13 protein-coding genes are annotated in these 13,806 nt (G+C 67.9%); 4 read left to right on the top strand and 9 right to left on the bottom strand.

What is annotated here, in order from left to right:
- Window positions 1-4 precede the first annotated feature (4 nt).
- Window positions 5-1,255: an HNH endonuclease signature motif containing protein gene (locus tag AWC16_RS12735; protein ID WP_085265117.1), complete on the bottom strand. Its 1,251-nt coding sequence runs from the start codon at window positions 1,253-1,255 to the stop codon at window positions 5-7.
- A 419-nt stretch (window positions 1,256-1,674) separates the two neighbouring features.
- Window positions 1,675-2,535 (bottom strand): LLM class F420-dependent oxidoreductase, encoded by an 861-nt coding sequence (locus AWC16_RS12730; RefSeq protein ID WP_085265116.1) that lies wholly within the window; start codon window positions 2,533-2,535, stop codon window positions 1,675-1,677.
- A 94-nt stretch (window positions 2,536-2,629) separates the two neighbouring features.
- Here AWC16_RS12730 and AWC16_RS12725 point away from each other — a divergent pair, with 94 nt between their 5' ends.
- Window positions 2,630-3,052, top strand: a complete 423-nt coding sequence (locus AWC16_RS12725) for a hypothetical protein (protein WP_085265199.1) — start codon at window positions 2,630-2,632, stop codon at window positions 3,050-3,052.
- Between the two features lie 28 nt (window positions 3,053-3,080).
- Here AWC16_RS12725 and AWC16_RS12720 read toward each other — a convergent pair whose 3' ends face one another.
- On the bottom strand, window positions 3,081-3,728 hold the full coding sequence (locus AWC16_RS12720; protein ID WP_085265198.1) for a TetR/AcrR family transcriptional regulator: 648 nt from the start codon (window positions 3,726-3,728) through the stop codon (window positions 3,081-3,083).
- 71 nt (window positions 3,729-3,799) lie between these two features.
- Between AWC16_RS12720 and AWC16_RS12715 the strand changes: the two genes are divergently transcribed.
- The 3 genes from AWC16_RS12715 (at window position 3,800) to AWC16_RS12705 (ending at window position 10,049) form a co-directional block, all read left to right on the top strand.
- Window positions 3,800-5,269 carry a flavin-containing monooxygenase gene (locus AWC16_RS12715; protein ID WP_085265115.1) on the top strand — a complete coding sequence of 490 codons (1,470 nt, stop codon included), beginning with the start codon at window positions 3,800-3,802 and terminating at the stop codon, window positions 5,267-5,269.
- Between the two features lie 355 nt (window positions 5,270-5,624).
- Entirely contained in the window at window positions 5,625-8,450 is a 2,826-nt protein-coding gene (locus AWC16_RS25565) for a hypothetical protein (RefSeq protein ID WP_165759220.1), read from the top strand.
- 129 nt (window positions 8,451-8,579) lie between these two features.
- On the top strand, window positions 8,580-10,049 hold the full coding sequence (locus AWC16_RS12705; RefSeq protein WP_085265114.1) for a flavin-containing monooxygenase: 1,470 nt from the start codon (window positions 8,580-8,582) through the stop codon (window positions 10,047-10,049).
- 1 nt (window position 10,050) lies between these two features.
- Here the strand turns inward: AWC16_RS12705 and AWC16_RS12700 are convergent, their stop codons facing one another.
- From AWC16_RS12700 to AWC16_RS12675, 6 genes are all read right to left on the bottom strand, one after another.
- On the bottom strand, window positions 10,051-10,782 hold the full coding sequence (locus AWC16_RS12700; protein ID WP_085265113.1) for a YggS family pyridoxal phosphate-dependent enzyme: 732 nt from the start codon (window positions 10,780-10,782) through the stop codon (window positions 10,051-10,053).
- A gap of 15 nt (window positions 10,783-10,797) precedes the next feature.
- Complete coding sequence (rraA, locus tag AWC16_RS12695) at window positions 10,798-11,271, bottom strand: ribonuclease E activity regulator RraA (protein WP_085265112.1); 474 nt, start codon at window positions 11,269-11,271, stop codon at window positions 10,798-10,800.
- An 8-nt stretch (window positions 11,272-11,279) separates the two neighbouring features.
- Window positions 11,280-11,747 carry a hypothetical protein gene (locus tag AWC16_RS23895; RefSeq protein WP_133055936.1) on the bottom strand — a complete coding sequence of 156 codons (468 nt, stop codon included), beginning with the start codon at window positions 11,745-11,747 and terminating at the stop codon, window positions 11,280-11,282.
- A gap of 103 nt (window positions 11,748-11,850) precedes the next feature.
- Entirely contained in the window at window positions 11,851-12,396 is a 546-nt protein-coding gene (locus tag AWC16_RS12685) for a copper resistance CopC family protein (protein ID WP_409370627.1), read from the bottom strand.
- Complete coding sequence (locus AWC16_RS12680) at window positions 12,393-13,091, bottom strand: YcnI family copper-binding membrane protein (protein WP_085265110.1); 699 nt, start codon at window positions 13,089-13,091, stop codon at window positions 12,393-12,395. The genes AWC16_RS12685 and AWC16_RS12680 overlap by 4 nt, the downstream gene beginning before the upstream one ends.
- Entirely contained in the window at window positions 13,088-13,756 is a 669-nt protein-coding gene (locus tag AWC16_RS12675) for a DUF6474 family protein (RefSeq protein ID WP_085265109.1), read from the bottom strand. The genes AWC16_RS12680 and AWC16_RS12675 overlap by 4 nt, the downstream gene beginning before the upstream one ends.
- Window positions 13,757-13,806: the final 50 nt, after the last annotated feature.

Here is a 13,806-nt window from a genome sequence, read left to right as displayed (position 1 = left end):
GCACTTAGTTTGGTGTCGGTGGTGCTTGTGGTTGGAATGGTTGGTACCACCACCATTGGGCGCGTTCTCCGGTGGGTCCGGGGCAGGGTTTGACTGTGGGTGGGGGTTGTTGGGGTGGTCGGGCCAGCGATGCCGCCGGCAGGGGCCGGCCGGTGCCGTCGGTGATGGTGAGCCGGTTGGCTGGTCCGGTGATGGTGATCAGGCCGCGGTGGTGCAGGCGGTGGTGATAGGGGCAGACCAGCACCAGGTTGATCAACTCGGTTTCGCCGCCGTCTTCCCAGTGGCGGATGTGGTGGGCGTGCAGGCCGCGGGTGGCGCCACAGCCGGGGACGACGCAGCAGCGGTCGCGGTGCTCCAGGGCGCGCCGTAGCCGGCGGTTGATGGTGCGGGTGGCGCGGCCGGCGCCGATGACGCGGCCGTCGCGTTTGAACCAGACTTCGCAGGTGGCATCACAGGTCAGGTATTGCCGTTCGGCGTCTGAGAGCAGTGGGCCCAGGTGTAGGGAGCCGATCTGCTGGTTGACGTCGAGGTGGGCCACCACGGTGGTGTGCTGCCCGTGGGGCCGGCGGGCGGTCTCGGTGTCCCAACTGGTCTCGACCAGTCGCAGGAACGCATCGATATTCGTCGGCATCGGGGGCGTTTGATCTGTTGTGCGGCGGGGATCGTCGTGGTCGTGTTTCCACTGCGCCATCAACGCGTCGAGGTGAGACTGCAGGGCGGCGTCGAATTTGGCGGCGTCGAGGTGATCGAGTGTGATTCGCCAGCAGCTGCCGTGGTTGTCGGTGGTTTTGGTGATCGAGCGCGCCGGCTCGGGTCGGGGTTCGGGTTCGGGTCGGGGCTCGAGTTTGACCGCGGTGCGTAGTTGGGTGACGGTGGCCACCCCGGCCAGCTGCGCGTAGTGCTCATCGGAGCCCTCGGCTGCCCGCCCGGCGATCACCCCGACCTGGTCGAGGGAGAAGCGGCCTTCCCGTAGGCCTTGGGCGCAGCGAGGGAATTCGGCAAGCCGGTGTGCCACGGCCGCGATGGTGGCGGCGTTGCCCGGGGACACTCCGGTCTTCCAGGCCACCAGCGCCGGGATCGAGCGCGCGCCGGTCGAACCCCACAACTCGTCGTGTTCTATTTCGGCGATGATCTCCACGATGCGTCCGTCGAGGGCATTGCGCTGACCGGTCAACTCCGCCAACTGCTCGAAAAGCACCTCAAGACGTGCACCAGGACCGGCTACGGCACTGGCTGACGGTGCGATCGAGGACATAGCCACAGCATCGCAGGAGGGTCCGACAAGTTTCGGCAAGCGACGAACAGGGCGACCCTCACTCGTCCCACAAGTCACTTAGTTAACTTTTGCCCCAAATGACGGCGCGTCGGGTTTTGTTTGCCATCGACCAGGTGTCTAATGGTTAGCTATGGGATCTGCGTTAACGGCGTGTTAACATAGTCCGCGTTATTCCAATCTGGTCCGAGCCGGGGCGGGGGTCAGCACCGTGTACATCAACTCGATATACCGATACCGGATGGGCCGTATGGCCTGGTCACTGCTGCGACATCCGCGCAGGAGCCGCGAGTTCCCCGCCAAGCACGAGCGCTTGATCACCGCCGACGAACTACTGCGCTTCGCGACATAGCTCTGGTGGGCCCCGCGGACGGGCGCCCCAGATTGTTTGCTGAGGGTTGTCAAGCCGTGATCGGGACCAGGAGGCCGGAATCCCGGATCGCTTCAGCCAACGGTTCCAGTACCGCCGGGTCATGGGGTGCCGGCAGGTAGACGATCGCCAGATCCAGGCCCTCGGAGCCCAGGGCCGCGGCGTCGTCGATCACGCTGCGGTAGTCGAGATCGGGCTGCAGCCGTAGGTGCGCCGAGAGCGTGATCTCGCCTGCGTCGCGGCCGATGTCGGCGCAGTGGCCCGCCAGCACGTCGCGTTTGCGGGCGAACTCGGCCGGAGTTCCCCCGACGAAGTTCCAATGCTGGGCGTATTTCGCCGTGATCTTCAGCGTGCGTTTCTCGCCGCTGCCGCCGATGCAGATAGGCGGGTGTGGGCGCTGCGGGCCCTTGGGTTCGTTGCGTGCCTCGGTGAGCTGGTAGTAGGTACCGGAAAAGGTGGTGGTCTCCGCGCTCAACAGGCCGATGAGAACCTGGCAGGCCTCCTCGAATCGATCGAAGCGTTCCCGGACGCTGCCCAACTCGATCCCGTAGGCGCCGGACTCCTCCTCGTTCCAGCCGGCGCCGATGCCCAACTCCAAGCGCCCACCGGAGATGATGTCGAGGGCTGCGACCATGTTGGCCAACACGGCGGGATGACGGTAGTGGATTCCGGTGACCAACGTGCCCACTCGCAGCCGGGTGGTGGCCTGGGCCAGCGCCGTCAGAGTGGTCCAGCCCTCCAGGCACGGCCCCGCCGGGTCGGAGAAGATCGGGTAGAAGTGGTCGAACGTCCAACCGGACTCGTAGACGTCGATACCGTCTGCGGCTTGCCAGACGGCCAGCATGTCAGCCCAGGTGGTGTTCTGCGGTGAGGTTTTGAACGCGAAGCGCATCCAGCCGAGGCTAGCGGCACCATCGGCACGGTGGTTGCTCCCGCGCATAGACGCCAAGATCCCCGGTGGTGGGCAGTAAGCTCACCCGGTGCACATCACTCTGGGCATCGACACCAAGGTGACCCTGCTCGCGGCGGGGCTGATCTTCCTGCTTGCCCTGTTGTTGGGGGTGTGGAAGTACCAACAGATCGCCACCTCAAAGGACCACAAGGCCCACGTCTACGTCGACATCGCGCACCGGGCGGCGCTGATGTACTCCTTCGCCACCATGCTGGTCGCGGTGTTTGTCCAGCTCAGCGGCTGGCCCACCTGGGTGAATATGACCGCGGCGATGGTGATGGTCTATTTCTTCGTCACCGCGATCGGCAGCTACATGCTGCACGGCGCGCTGCGCGACACCACCAACCAGTTCGAGCACTCCAGCTGGCGCCTGCACGCCGCCATGGTGTTGCTCATCATTGGTGAGGTGGGCGGATTCGCGGTGCTGCTGGCCGGATTCGGCATCGAGGAATTCTGAACCGCCGGTGTTGGTGCGGCCCCAGACGTCAGGACGCTTCGCTGTAGATGCTGCTGACCCAGACGTGTGCCAGGGTGTCGACCACCCGGTCGTGGGGGATCGACGGTTCCTCGGCGACCAGCGCCGCCATCATGGTGCGCTCGTTCATCTGATTCAGTGAAGTCGCCAGGTCCAGGGCGTCGATGGTGTGGGGTGCCGCGCCGCGCTCGCGTTCGGCGCTGATCAAGGCGGCGGTCTGCTCGATCCACCGCTGCATGAAGCCGTTCCACATCGCTCGGAACTCCGGGCTGGTAGCCAGTGCCTCGGTGCCGGCTTTCGCGATCGCGCGATGCGAGCTGAACGCGATGAAGAATGCTTTGATACCGCTGCGCCAGACCCGGCGCGGGTCGGTGGGCAACCGCTGCACCGCCCCGACGAACTCCGAGTCGACGGCCGCGATCAGCGGCTCCAGCAGCGAGAGCAGCACCGCGTCCTTGGACTTGAAGTAGAAGTAGAACGTAGGCCGCGAGATGCCGGCGCCTTTGGCCAGGTCGTCCACGGAGATCTCGGTGAGCGGACGCTGCTCGAGCAGCCTCTCGGCGGTAGCCAGAATGGCCTGCTCGCGATCGTCGCCGGACGGCCGCGTCGAGCGTCGGCTGCGGGTACGCGTCGGGACAGGCTGGGGCACAGTAGGCAGTTTACACGGTGTTGAGAAAATCAACATCATGTCGAGAGATTGTGTCGGCCGGTTGGCTACGCTAATCGCCCGTGCCCGAACACCTCGACATCGTGGTCGTCGGCGCTGGCATCTCCGGGATCAGCGCGGCGTGGCATCTGCAGCGGCACTGCCCGTCGAAGAGCTACGCCATCCTGGAACGCCGCGCCGATCTTGGCGGCACCTGGGACCTGTTCCGCTATCCGGGGATCCGCTCCGACTCAGACATGTTCACCTTCGCCTTCCGATTCAATCCGTGGACGGCGGACACCACCATCGCCGACGGCGCAACGATCAAGGACTACCTCCGGGAAACCGTCAGTGAGCACGGCATCGACGAGCGCATCCGCTACGGCCATCGACTGGTGGCCGCCGACTGGAGCGACGCCGACGCAAGGTGGCGGCTGACCATCGAGCGGAACGGCGCGACCACGGAGCTCAGCTGCGGCTTCCTGATCGCCTGCAGCGGCTACTACGACTACGACGAGGCCTATACGCCCGAATTCCCGGGGGCCGAGGACTTCGCCGGGCCGATCATCCACCCGCAGCACTGGCCGGAGGACTTGGACTACGTCGGCAAGAAGATCGCGGTGATCGGTTCCGGGGCCACCGCCGTGACACTGGTTCCAGCGCTGGTTGAGTCTGGGGCGGGCCACGTCACCATGGTTCAGCGATCCCCGGGTTACATCGGCCTGCTGCGTTCCGTCGATCCGGTGGCGCGCCGGTTGAACCGGCTGCTGCCGGCTCGGGCCGCTGCCGCGGCCAACCGGTGGGGTTACATCGTGGGCCAAGTCGGTGTCTACCAGGTGAGCCGCCGCTTCCCGAACTTCATGCGCAAGGCATTGATGGCGATGGCCCGGCGGCGCCTGCCCGAGGGGTTCGATGTCGCCAAGCACTTCGGCCCGAGCTATCAGCCGTGGGACCAGCGGTTGTGCCTGGCCCCGGATGGGGACTTCTTCGCCGCGATCAGCGCGGGCGCCGCTGATGTGGTCACCGACGAGATCGAGGCGTTCACCCGGTCCGGGATCCGACTGCGTTCCGGTGACGAACTGCCCGCCGAGATGATCGTCACCGCTACCGGGCTGAATCTGCGGTTGTTCGGCGGCGCCGAGATCCGCCGCAACGGCGTGCCGATCAGTCCACGCGACACGGTTGCCTACCAGGGCATGATGCTCAGCGGTGTGCCGAACATGGCATTCACAGTCGGATACAGCAACGCGTCCTGGACCTTGAAAGCGGACTTGGTATCGGAGTCGGTCTGTCGGGTGCTCAACTACATGGACGCTCAGGGCTTCGACACCGTCGTCCCTCGCGAGCCTGGGGCGCACGTGCAGGACCGTCCGCTGGTGAAGCAGGTTTCCGGATATGTGCAGCGAGCGCTGGGTCACCTGCCGCGTGCCGGCTCGCACCGCCCCTGGCGCCTGTACGACAACTACCTGCTGGATTCAGCGCTGATAAGGCGCGCCAAAGTCGAGGATGACCACCTGCTATTCACCGGACGACTGTCTAAATCTACGGATTAGTGTCCTTAATCACGGTCTTTTAGTGAGGCATGCCTCAATGCGCGCTGCCGGATGGCGCAGCTCACACAAGCTATATGCGCAGTTCAAGCGGCTATTTCTGGCTCGCAGAGAAATTCAACCCATGAGACACATGGTGACCAAAAAGTCAAAATAGACCGCATAAATGGACACTCTCTTAGTTGTTTGTTAGCTTCGCCGCGGCTTAAGGCCATCTTGAGCGCCGCAGACGAAGGCGGCATTCCACAGCGGAGAGGGGACATTGGTGTCCGAACGTAATCGGGGCCGGAAGGCGCAGGCAGGTCGTCGTCGGGTAGTCGGCGCGGCAACTTCGGTTGGTGCGTTTCTGGCTTTCGGGATGACGCCGTTGGTGGCCTCTCCTGCGCAAGCAGACTTCGACTGGCTGGACCCGTTCTCGTGGTTCGGCCTGGACACCGACTCGTGGTTCGGTCTGGACACCGGGGCGGACCTGCCCGGGTCAGCCGCCGCCTGGTCGTTCAACGACTGGGGCGGTCTGCTGATCGGCGACTCGAATGCGTGGGTTGCCTTCGACAACCAGGTCTACCTGTCGATCTATGACCCGATGCAGGCGTTGATCGACAACTCGGCCAACGGCTGGTGGTTGGATCCGCTGAACGAGATGTTCGCAACGGGTGACACGTGTGGCGTGCTGTGCAACGGCGCTGACGCCTACCTCGACGGCAACGGTGACCTGGTCCAGGCCCAGAATGGCGGCCTCTGGTTCGGCGACGGCGGCGACGGCATCGACGGCTCCGATGGCGGCGCGGCCGGCTTCTTCGGCAACGGCGGTAACGGGGGCGACGCGGCTGCCGACTCGTTCTTCGAACTCAACAACGTCCTTTACGCGGGCAGCGGCGGCGACGGCGGCGCCGGCGGCACCTGGATGGGCTACGGCGGTAACGGCGGCAACGGTGGCGCCGCGTTCGTCAACGTCAACGGCCAGGTGGTTCTGGCCGGCACCGGTGGCAACGGTGGCGACGGCATGGGCTACTGGGGTATCGGCAACGGCGGCGACGGCGGTGTCGGTGGTAACGGCCTGGACGCGACCGCCGGGTACGCGGCCACGGTCGGCGGTCTTGGCGGCAACGGCGGCAACGCCGGACCGCACACCGGTCACGGCGGTAACGGCGGAGCCGGCGGTGTCGGCGGTCAGGGGCTGCAGGGCGAGGCCGGCTCCTTCGACAACAACGGCGACGGCAACGGTGGCATCGGTACCGAGGGTGCTGCCGGTGGCAACGGCGGCATCGGCGGTAACGGCGGCGAGATCTTCGGTAACGGCGGTAACGGCGGCGCCGGCGGCGAGGGGGGCCAGGGCGGCACGGGTGGTACCGGCGCCAACGGCGCAAACGGCACCTTCGACAACGGCGGCAACGGCCACGGCACCAACGGCGGCAATGGCGGCAACGGCGGTAACGGCGGCGTCGGCGGCAACGGCGGTGCGGCCGGCACCGCGCATCACCCCGGCAGCGGCGCCGACGGCGCCGGCGGTGTCGGCGGTAACGGCGGCAAGGGCGGCGATGTCGGCCTGGGTGGCGACGGCGGCAACGGTGCGGCCGGTACTGCGGCCAACCCCAACGGCGGCAACGCCGGCAACGGTGGTGACCCGGGTGATGTGGCCGGCCTCGGCGGCGCCGGCGGCCAGGGCCACGGCGGCAGCGCGGACGGCGCCCAAGGCGCCGACGGCACGATCACCCCGGTGGTCTCCGGCAACGGTGGTATCGGTGGTGACGGTTACAACGCGGCGGCCGACAACGGCGCGGCTGCGGGCACCAGCGGTGGCAACGCCGGCAACGGTGGCAACGGCGGTAAGTGGGGCAACGGCGGTGACGGCGGTGACGGCGGCAGCGGCGTCGCGGGTACCGACGGCACCTTCGCCGGCGGCGGTAACGGCCATGGCATCTCCGGTGGTAACGGCGGCAACGCCGGCAACGGTGGCAACTCCGGTGAGCTGGCTGCCAACACCGCCGGCAACGCGGGTGCGGCCGGCAACGGAGCCGACGGCGGTGCCGGCGCCAATGCGACCACGCCGAGTGTCGATGGCGGCAACGGCGGCAACGGTGGTCACGCCGGTAACGGTGGTGCCGGCGGTAGCTCGGCCAACGGCACCGCGGGTACCGACAGTGGCGGCGGTATCGCCGGCAACGGCGCCATCGGTGGTCACGGCGCCCGCGGCACCGACGGTGTCGGAAGCGAAGGTTGGAATGACCCGGCGGGCCACGGAACTCCCGGCGGCAACGGCGGTGCCGGTGGTCACGGCGGTAACGGTGGTGCCGGCGGCGGGACCACCGGTGTCGGCACCGACGGTGGCAACGGCGCAACCGGCGGCAATGGCGCCGACGGCGGCCACGGCGGCTACACCACCCACGGTCAGCCGGGCACCGGCATCAACGACAACAAGCCACTTCAGGGCCACAACGTCGGTGTCGGCGCCAAGGGCGGCGACGGCGGCCACGGCGGTAACGGCGGCGCGGCCGGTGCCGGTACGGCACAGGGTGCCGGCGGTAACGCCGGTAACGGCGCTGACGGCGGCGCGGGCGGCGAAGGTGGCGCCGGGCCGGACTTCCAGGAGCTGGCCTACATGGACAACGCCGGGAACAGCAACCCGGGCCAGCCTGCCAATGTCACCGGCGCCGGCGGCCACGGCGGTAACGGCGGTAACGGCTACGTCGCCGGCAACGGCGGCAGCGGCGGTAACGGCGGCAGCGACCAGTTCGCGGCCGGCTCCAACGGCGGTCACGGAGGCAACGGCGGTAACGGCGGTGCCGGTGTCGGCGACGGCAGCATCGGCGGCGACGGCGGTGCGGGCGGCCAGGGCGGCAACGGCAGCAACATCCGCTGGGGTTATGACGGGCCGTTCACCGGAACCGGGCAGAACACCACTCCCGACTTCAGCAACGGCACTCCCACCGCTTCCGGCCCGGTTAACAACGTGCACGGCGGCAACGGCGGCAACGGCGGCAACGGCGGCGTCGGTCAGGCGGCCAATGGCACCGGTGGTGAGGGTGGTGAGGGTGGCAGCGTGATCACCCCGGCCCTGCCGACCGGCCCCGGCTCGGTCAACCCGGATGGTTCGCCCAACGGTGAGATCAACGGCGGCGCCGGCGCCGTCGGAGGCACCGGCTCGACCGACGGCACCGCGGGGCAGAACGGCACCACGCCGTAGCCTGCGATCCACAGCTGGGAAAGCCCCTCACGCGCCGCGTGGGGGGCTTTCTCGGCCTTGCTCGGTCTTCGCGCGACGTTACTCAACGCACCGTTGACTAACTCAACACGGTGTTGATAATCTGTCGTCATGACTGAACACCTCGACGTTGTGATCGTCGGCGCCGGCATCTCCGGTATCAGCGCGGCCTGGCACCTGCAGAACCGCTGCCCGAACAAGAGCTACACGATCCTGGAGAGCCGGGATAGGCTCGGCGGCACCTGGGACCTGTTCAAATACCCCGGAATTCGCTCCGATTCCGACATGTTCACCCTGGGCTTCCGGTTCAAGCCATGGCGTTCGGCCCACTCGATTGCCGAAGGGGCGGACATCTGGAACTACATCAACGAGGCCGCCGTCGAGAACGGCATCGACAAGCACATCCGCTACCGGCACCGGGTGGTCTCCGCCGACTGGTCCGACGCTGACAACCAGTGGACGGTCACCGTCGACAACAACGGCGAGCAGGAGCAGATCACCGCTTCGTTCGTGTTCGCGTGCAGCGGCTACTACAACTACGAAGAGGGCTACTCGCCGGAATTCCCCGGTTCCGAGGATTTCGCCGGAACCATCGTCCACCCCCAACACTGGCCGGAAGACTTGGACTACGCCGGCAAGAAGATCGTGGTGATCGGCAGCGGCGCCACCGCGGTCACGCTGATCCCCGCACTGGCCAAATCCGGGGCCGGGCATGTGACCATGCTGCAGCGTTCGCCGACCTACGTCGGTGCGCTGCCGCTGGTGGACCCGATCGCGGTGCAGGCCAACCGGTTCCTGCCGAAGAAGCTCGCGCACTTCGTCAACCGCTGGAAGGCCATCGGCTTCAGCACCATCCAGTACCAGCTGTCGCAGACCTTCCCGAAGTACATGCGCAAGACGCTGATGACCATGGCCAAGCACCGGCTGCCGGAGGGTTATGACGTGCAGAAGCACTTCGGCCCGCGGTACAACCCGTGGGACGAGCGGTTGTGCCTGGCGCCCGACGGCGATCTGTTCAAGACCATCCGCGACGGCAAGGCCGATGTTGTCACCGACACCATCAAGACGTTCACCAAGACCGGGATCCTGCTGGACTCCGGGCAGGAACTCGACGCCGACATCATCATCACCGCGACCGGCTTGAACATGCAGCTGCTGGGCGGAGCGACGTTGCTGCGCAACGGCGAGCCGATCGACCTGCCCAAGGCCATGACCTACAAGGGCCTGATGTTCTCCGGCGTTCCCAACGCAGCGGTCAGCTTCGGCTACACCAACGCGTCCTGGACGCTCAAGGCCGACCTGGTCTCGGAGTTCGTCTGCCGGGTGCTCAACTACATGGACGAGCACGGCTTCGACCGGGTCGAGCCCCAGCATCCCGGCGACGCGGTGGAGGAGCGGCCGTTCATGGACTTCAGCCCCGGATACTTCCGCCGGGCGATGGACAACCTGCCCCGGTCCGGTTCGGAGGCCCCGTGGCGGCTCAAGCAGAACTATCTGCTGGACCTGCGGCTGATCCGGTACGGCAAGGTCGACGAGAAGTCGCTGCGGTTCAGCAAGCACCGCGCTGCCGTGAGCGCCTGACCTAACTGCGCTCCGGCCAGTAGTAGGAGTCGGGGTAGGACCGGGCGCCGAACAGGGCGGTCCCGATCCGAACCTCGGTGGCGCCCTCGGCAATCGCCAGGGGGAAGTCGCCGCTCATCCCCATCGACAGCCGGGGCAGGTCGTGGCCGTGTGATGCGGCCAGATCCCGCAGCTCCCGCAGCCGGCGGAAGCAGCCGCGGACCGAGTCGGGATCCGATGCGTTGATGGCCAGTGTCATCAGGCCCCGCACCCGCAGGGTCGGATAGCCGGACAACTCATCGAGGAACGGCAGTAGCCGATCGGGCTCCAGGCCGTATTTGCTGGGCTCGTCGGAGGTCTTGATCTGGACCAGCACGTCGATGACGCGACTTTCGGCGCGCAGGTGCCGGTCCAGCGCCACCGCGAGCTTGAGCCGGTCCAGCGACTGCACCTCGGCGGCCAGCCGTGCGACCACCCCGGCCTTGTTCGTCTGCAGGTGGCCGATCATCACCCAGTCGATCCCTGGGTCGGCCTCCTCGGTGGCCAAGGCCGTCGCCTTGTCCCGGATCTCTTGGACCTTGTTCTCCCCGAACCGGTGCAAGCCCAAATCGACGGCCTCGCGAATGCGCTCCGGGCCGAAGGTCTTGCTCACCGGCAGGATGGTCACCTCGCCGGGATCCCGCCCGGCGCCCCGGCAGGCGTCATCCACGCGTGCTCGGAGCTGCTCCCAGCGTGTCCGCAGGGTGGCATCCATCGGTGCGGCCGGCTTCTAGACGACGACGATGCCGTCGTCGTCGCTGTGGGCGGTCTCGCCGGGCACAAACGTGACGCCGCCGAGTTCGACGACGACATCACGTTCGCCGGCGCCGGTTTTGGTGCTCTTGCGGGGATTGGTGCCTAGCGCCTTGATGCCGATGTCGAGGGTGCGCAGTGTCGCGGCGTCACGCACCGCGCCGTGCACGATCAGCCCCGCCCACCCGTTGGCGCGGGCCAGCTCTGCGATGACGTCGCCGACCAGTGCGGTATGCAACGACCCCCCGCCGTCGATCACCAGCACACCGCCGTCGCCCGGGCCGGACAGCACCGATTTGAGCAGTGCGTTGTCCTGGAAACAGCGCACCGTGCTGATGCGACCGGCGAATTGCGTACGGCCGCCGAGTTGGCGGAACTGGAGGTCGCAGCTGCGCACATCCGCGCCGATATCGTCGACCAGGTCGGCGGTGGGCCGGAAGACCACAGTCACCGGCGGGTTCAGCCCCGGCGTGCGCGCCGCAGCCGGCGGAGCAGCAGCAGTCCGAACCCTGCCAGGATTCCGGCCGCCAGCAGCGGGCCGGGCGAGCGTCGCGGTGACGATGTCGTCGAGCTGAGCGGGTTGGGGGCCGCCTCCACCGTCGACTTGGCCTGGGCCGCCGTTTCTTTGGCGCCGTCGGCCAGTTGGCCCGAACCGTTGGTGACGGCCGGCGGAGGCGCCGGGGCCGGGGTGGGCGCCTTCTTGGCGGGGGCCTTCTTCGCCGGAGCCTTCTTGGCGGCAGCTTTCTTCGCCGGAGCTTTCTTGGCGGCCTTGGCCGGTGCCTTCTTGGCGGGGGTCTTCTTGGCCGGGGCTTTCTGCGGCGGCGGTTCCGCGGCGGGCGGGTCGGCAGGCCGGTCGGCTCCAGCCGGCTGAGCCGGTTCGGGTGTAGCGGCGGATTCGTGGTCGGGCTGGCCCTGCGGGTCGGTCATATGGCAGCTCCTCTGGCGGGGTTCTCGTCTCAGATCAACTCGGCGACACCGGCAACTTTGCCCATCATGCCAGTATCTGTCGGCGGCTACCGATGAGCAGCAGTCAGGATCGGGGCCGGTTCAGCCACAGACCGGCCCCGACGATTGCCACCGCACCGGCCACGAACGGCCAAATCGGCAGGTCACCCTGGGGGTCGGCATAGCGGCGTGGGACAGCCGGTGTGGCCTCGCCGCGGTCGGTGACAGGCGGGCCCGGCTCGCCGGTGCCGGCCACGGTCAGCTGGAACGGCCACGAACCGGAGACGACATGGCCGTCGGCGGAGGTGACTCGGTAGTGGACGGTGTAGGTACCGGCCGGCCCGAGCGGCCGCACCGCGACGCCGGCGACCGCGCCGTCCACCTGCGTTTCGCCGGTGGACCACAGATGCCCATCGGGACCGACCACCGTCATGGCAGCGAAGTCGCCCTGCAGCCGCTCGTTGAAGGTGGCGCTGACGCGTTCCGGGCCGTGGGACAGCTCAGCGCCGCGGGCCGGATTCGTCGACACCAGCACGGCGTGCGCGCCGGCCACTCCGGCCGGCAGCACCGGCGTCAACAGCACGGCCAGTAGGAACACCCCGGTCAGCGCGACGCGCACCGCTTGCCTCACCGCCGGCGCCTCCCGAACGTGATCGTCGCGGCCAGCGCGGCGAACAGCAACGCGGCGCCGCCGATCAGCCGAGCCGGGTTGTCGGCATAGTGCGGTCCACTGGGCCCGGTTCCGCCGTCCGGGTCCGGGCCGGCAGACACGGCCGGCTCCGGGTGTTGGGCGTGGTGTTCGGTGCGCGACACCGGTCCGGTCGCCAGCTCCAGCGTGGGTACCGGATGTTCGGCCTCGCCGCCGCCGGGCGGGGGCTCCTGGTCCCAGCGGATCACGGTCCCGTCGGCGTAACGCTGCGCCGAGGGGAAGTTCACCGTGTCGGTGTCGGGCAGTTTCATCGCTATCCGGAACAGCCCGAACTGGTCGGCGCCGATACCGCCGGCGGTGGCCGTCCAGGTCACCGACCGTACCGTTCCGGTCTTGGCGTCGCGGTCCAGCCGGGCCGTCCAACCGGGCGTGGTCTCGGTGCGCGCCGAGGCCACGTCGGGCAGTGTCACCGTGAGTTCGGTTGTGGCAGAACCGGTCGGCGACTCGTTGGGGACCTCGAAGGTGACCATCGCAATGCCACCGCGCACCGCGCCGGGGCTGCTGGCGTGCACGTGCGCCCAAGCCGGTGCGGCGCCGGCCAATGAACCGGCGACGGTGATCGCCGCGGCGAGGGCCAGGGCGCGGATGCCGGCGCCCATGCGGCCCATGCGGCTCATGACGGCAGCCCCAGCCGGGCCATCAGGTCGGCATCGATCCCGTCGAGCTGGGCGCTGATCGATGCGGAGGCGACACGGCGCCGATCCCCCGGCATGGTCTCGATGGCGGTGACCGCGGTGGCCAAGTCAGACAACCTTTCGTTGATAGCTGCGACGAACTGCTTGGTCTCGGAGTCCTTGGGTTTGCGGTCCTGCACCAGGCGCAGCGTCTTCTCCGCCCCGGCGATCCGTGCCGAGAGCCGGGCTTCGTTCTTTCCGGTGCCGGCGAACTCGCCGACGCGGGCCAGCGGCACACCGAGCCGCTCGGCCCGCTGCTCATCGATCAGGCCGCGTATGGCCATGGCGGCCCGGTACACCAGCGGCACCACAATGGGTGCCAGCATTCTGGAGACCACCAGTGTCCGGCGGATGCGGGCCGGAGACAGCAACCGGCCCTCGCGGGCCGCTTTGAGTTGGCTCTCGGCCGCCTTGAGCGCGGTGCGGTCGCGGTCGCGTTCGGATCTGAGTTGGGCCTTCAGTGCGCGGGCCTCGGCGCGCTGGGTGGCTTTGAAGCGCTTGGCCTCGCCCTTGGCCGCCAGTCGGGCCTCGAGTCTGGCGCCGGCTTTGAGTGCCCGCGCCTCAGCGCGGCGGGTAGCGCGGCTCTTGCGTTTTCTGAACAGGCCCATTCGCGGCCGCCTCCCGGTGTCTCGCTGGAACCGATCCAGCAACCCTAATC

Origin of the sequence: Mycolicibacter longobardus, from assembly GCF_002102265.1 — a bacterium.
GTDB classification, from domain to species: Bacteria; Actinomycetota; Actinomycetes; order Mycobacteriales; family Mycobacteriaceae; genus Mycobacterium; species Mycobacterium longobardum.
This window is presented reverse-complemented; position numbering and strand designations above follow the sequence as displayed.

Coding starts and splice junctions, on each gene's coding strand:
- AWC16_RS12700 (WP_085265113.1), bottom strand. CDS start 10,782: ATGGATGCCACCCTGCGGACACGCTGGGAGCAGCTCCGAGCACGCGTG.
- AWC16_RS12675 (WP_085265109.1), bottom strand. CDS start 13,756: ATGGGCCTGTTCAGAAAACGCAAGAGCCGCGCTACCCGCCGCGCTGAG.
- AWC16_RS12680 (WP_085265110.1), bottom strand. CDS start 13,091: ATGAGCCGCATGGGCCGCATGGGCGCCGGCATCCGCGCCCTGGCCCTC.
- AWC16_RS12730 (WP_085265116.1), bottom strand. CDS start 2,535: ATGCGCTTCGCGTTCAAAACCTCACCGCAGAACACCACCTGGGCTGAC.
- AWC16_RS25565 (WP_165759220.1), top strand. CDS start 5,625: ATGACGCCGTTGGTGGCCTCTCCTGCGCAAGCAGACTTCGACTGGCTG.
- AWC16_RS23895 (WP_133055936.1), bottom strand. CDS start 11,747: ATGACCGACCCGCAGGGCCAGCCCGACCACGAATCCGCCGCTACACCC.
- AWC16_RS12735 (WP_085265117.1), bottom strand. CDS start 1,255: ATGTCCTCGATCGCACCGTCAGCCAGTGCCGTAGCCGGTCCTGGTGCA.
- AWC16_RS12705 (WP_085265114.1), top strand. CDS start 8,580: ATGACTGAACACCTCGACGTTGTGATCGTCGGCGCCGGCATCTCCGGT.